Annotated in this window: 1 protein-coding gene; it reads right to left on the bottom strand. The window is 70.4% G+C overall.

The window, feature by feature from the left end; genetic code table 11:
• On the bottom strand, positions 1 to 463 hold a 463-nt coding region (locus M3148_RS17130; protein ID WP_251305932.1), incomplete at both ends, for a threonine/serine exporter family protein.

Below are 463 nucleotides of genomic sequence, written 5' to 3'. Positions count from 1 at the left end.
ACCGAGGATCGTCGCGACCGACGCGGCGAGACCACCGAACGCGACCGAGACGAGCCATCGCGGGTACAGCCGCGGCATCCGCTGGATGCGCCGCAACTGCTTCGTCGCCTCGTCGAGATCCATGCCGCCCGCGACGAGGCGCTCGACGAACTGGTGCACGGCCGTCAGCCGGGAGAAGTCACGCGTCGACGAACGGGCGACGCGCAGCATCGTCAGCGGCGGATGGCCCGGATGCGGTGACGGCGTCTGCAGCAGCAGCGCCTGGTTCGTGATGTCGACCTCGAGGCGGCGCAGCCCCGCCGATGCGGCGACGGCGACGACGCTCGACTCGACGTCACGCGTGCTCGCCCCGCAGCGCAGCAACAACTCCCCCACGCGCACGGCGATGTCGAGCGCCTTGTACTGGGCCGAGTCGTCGCTGACTCCCGCGAGGACGTTCGGGTCGCGGTAGGGAGTGTTCTTC

It is taken from the genome of Georgenia satyanarayanai (assembly GCF_023715365.1).
Classification (GTDB): Bacteria; Actinomycetota; Actinomycetes; order Actinomycetales; family Actinomycetaceae; genus Oceanitalea; species Oceanitalea satyanarayanai_B.
The sequence above is the reverse complement of the archived record's forward strand: the minus strand, read 5'-3'. Positions and strand labels throughout refer to the sequence as shown.